Genomic DNA, 2533 nt, shown 5'->3' with positions numbered 1-2533 from the left:
GTAAGCGCCAAGCTGACCCCATCTGGCGCGGCTTGAGGTGATGAGCGAGACATACTGACACTGAAGCAAGGAGCCGAGGAGCTTGCAGTGTCAATTTCTATGTCTGCGCCTATGCCTGATGATAGAAGTTTCCATGTTCTTGAAGCGGTTGCCAACCGACTGGAGGCAAGCCCGCAGCGTCCGCGCCGGCGCTGGTCGGCGGAAGCGAAGTCGCGGCTGATCGAGGCGACACTGAAGCCGGGCGCGAATGTATCGGCCATTGCCAGACAGGCGGGGATGGCGCCGGCCCAGCTGTTCGGCTGGCGGAGCAAGGCGATCAAGAGCGGTGCGGTCACGCCACACAGGGATGCGGAGCGGCTCGGCTTTGTCGAGGTCACGCCGACAGCGTCTGCGTCGGTGGAGATCGAGCTGGGTGGCGTGGTCATTCGCGCCGGTGCCGATATCAATGAGGAGCAGCTGGTGCGGATTATCCGGGCGGTTCGCCAGGCATGATCCCGGCTGGCGTGAAGGTGTTGCTCGCCAGTCATCCCGTCGATTTTAGAAAAGGTCCCGACGGCCTTTTGGCACTGGTGCGCGATGCCGGCTCGGATCCATTCAACGGCGCACTTTATGTATTCCGCGCCAAAAGAGCGGACAGGATCAAGATCGTCTGGTGGGACGGCAGCGGCGTGTGTCTTTATGCCAAGCGGCTGGATGAGGCGAAGTTCTGCTGGCCGCGGATCGGCCACCACCGGGTCCAGCTCAATCATGCTCAGCTCATGGCTCTGGTTGACGGAATGGACTGGAAACGGGTTCGAACGGAGACCGTCAGGCGGCCGCAATCGGTTGGGTAAAACCCTGCGGCATGATGAATCAGGGGCCTGAAAACGCGGGAAAATTGCCCGCGAATATGCTCTGATTTTGGCCATGTCGGCACCCGATCTCGCGCTCCCGGACGACGTTGACGCGCTCAAGGCGATGGTTGTTGCCATGGCCGAAAAAGCCGCCGGTCTGGAAGAGCGTAATGCCGATCTCGAAGCCCACAATACGCATCTCGAGTTGGTCAACAAGAGCGCTGAGGAGCGGATCGCACGACTGACGGCGGTGGTGAAGATGCTGGAGCGGTCGCGCTTCGGCAGCCGCTCCGAAAGGTTGCGGGCCGGTGCGCTGAGCGAGGAGCAGTATGCTCTGGTCTTCGACGAGATCGAAACCGGCGTGGCGGCCATCCAAGCGCAGATGGAGAAGTCTGCGGGCGGCTCGAAAGCGAAGCGCGCCCCGCGCCCTCGCAAAGGCTTTGCGGCCCATCTCGAACGGGTCGAGGTGGTCATCGAGCCCGAAACGCCTGCTGGCTGCGAAGCGCTGGAAAAGATCCTGATCGGCGAGGACGTCTCCGAACGGCTCGATGTCACCCCGGCGAAGTTCCGGGTGATCGTTACGCGTCGCCCCAAATATGCCTACAAGGGTTGGGACGGCGTCATCCAGGCAGCCGCGCCCGCCCGCATCATCGAAAGCGGCATTCCGACCGAAGCGCTGCTGGCGCAGATCGCGGTGTCGAAATACGCCGATGGCCTGCCGCTCTACCGCCAGGAAGCGATCTATGCCCGCGATCAGGTCGAGATCGACCGGTCACAGATGGCGCAGTGGATGGGCAAGCTCGGCTTCGAGCTCGAGCCGCTCGCCGATTACGCACTGGCTCGCATCAAGCAGGGGGAGCGGGTCTTCGCCGATGAGACCACGCTGCCAACGCTGGCGCCGGGATCTGGCAAGGCCAAGACGGCCTACCTCTGGACCTATGTCCGCGATGATCGGCCCTTTGGCGGCAGTGGACCGCCCATCGTCGCCTACCGCTTCGAGGACAGCCGCGCCGGCGAATGTGTCGCCCGTCATCTGGACGGCTATCGCGGCATCCTGCAAGTCGACGGATACGCCGCCTATAACCGGCTGGCCCGATCCGATCGGGGCAATGACGGCGTGATGCTGGCGGCGTGCTGGTCGCACGTGCGGCGCAAGTTCTACGAACTGCATGCCGCAGGCTCCTCCGTTATCGCCTCGCAGACGGTGGCGCAGATGGCCCCACTGTGGGCCGCCGAGGAGGCCGTACGCGGCCAGGACCCGGCAGTACGGATAACTGCGCGTCAGGAGAAATCCGCCGTCATCGTTGCCGCTCTCTTTGCGCTGTGGGAAAAGGAGCTGCCCAAGCTGTCGGGAAAATCGAAACCGGCCGAGGCGATCCGCTATGCACTCGGCCGGCGTGCCGCGCTGGAGCGCTTCCTCACTGACGGCCGGATCGAAATCGACTCCAACACCGTCGAGCGCGCCATCCGGCCGCAGACAATTACCCGAAAGAACAGCCTCTTCGCGGGCAGCGACGGCGGCGGACGGACATGGGCCACCATCGCCACCCTGCTGACCACCGCCAAGATGAATCAGGTCGATCCGCACGCCTGGCTCACCCTGACCCTCGAGCGCATTGCCAATGGCTGGCCAAACAGCAATATCGACGCCCTCATGCCATGGAATTACCAGCGCTGAACGGCCTCAGCTGCCCGCTTAC

The 2533-nt window shown here is 63.4% G+C and carries 3 protein-coding genes; all 3 read left to right on the top strand.

The features are described 5' to 3' along the window. The first annotated feature begins 111 nt into the window (after positions 1-111). The 3 genes from NKI59_RS34805 to tnpC all read left to right on the top strand — a co-directional run bounded on the left by NKI59_RS34805 (position 112) and on the right by tnpC (position 2511). Entirely contained in the window at positions 112-492 is a 381-nt protein-coding gene (locus tag NKI59_RS34805) for a transposase (protein ID WP_245274633.1), read from the top strand. Next, on the top strand, positions 489-833 hold the full coding sequence (gene tnpB / locus NKI59_RS34800) for an IS66 family insertion sequence element accessory protein TnpB (protein WP_352642448.1): 345 nt from the start codon (positions 489-491) through the stop codon (positions 831-833). The genes NKI59_RS34805 and tnpB overlap by 4 nt, the downstream gene beginning before the upstream one ends. A gap of 73 nt (positions 834-906) precedes the next feature. After that, entirely contained in the window at positions 907-2511 is a 1605-nt protein-coding gene (tnpC, locus tag NKI59_RS34795; RefSeq protein WP_352709044.1) for an IS66 family transposase, read from the top strand. Positions 2512-2533: the final 22 nt, after the last annotated feature.

Origin of the sequence: Mesorhizobium sp. M0598, assembly GCF_040320865.1 — a bacterium.
In the GTDB taxonomy this organism is placed as follows: Bacteria; Pseudomonadota; Alphaproteobacteria; order Rhizobiales; family Rhizobiaceae; genus Mesorhizobium.
This window is presented reverse-complemented; position numbering and strand designations above follow the sequence as displayed.